Below are 261 nucleotides of genomic sequence, written 5' to 3'. Positions count from 1 at the left end.
ATACGAGCACGTGTTCCTTGCGCGCCAGGATCTGGCACAGGCGCAGGTGGACGCGCTGGCGGAAGCCGCCACCAAGATCGTGCAGGACAATCAGGGCAAGGTCGTGAAGACCGAAACCTGGGGCCTCCGTTCGCTGGCGTACAAGATCGCCAAGAACCGCAAGGCGCATTACGTCATGCTCGAGATCGACGCGCCCGCGGGCGTGGTCGCCGAGCTGGAGCGTCAGACCCAGATCAACGAAGACGTGATCCGCTTCATGAC

The 261-nt window shown here is 62.8% G+C and carries 1 protein-coding gene; it reads left to right on the top strand.

Annotated elements, in window-relative coordinates; translation table 11 throughout:
- The coding region (rpsF, locus tag AC0IYH_RS32290) for a 30S ribosomal protein S6 (protein ID WP_471838403.1) at window positions 1-261 on the top strand (261 nt) is incomplete at both ends.

This window comes from Pseudomonas sp. AC463 (assembly GCF_979253585.1).
This window is presented reverse-complemented; position numbering and strand designations above follow the sequence as displayed.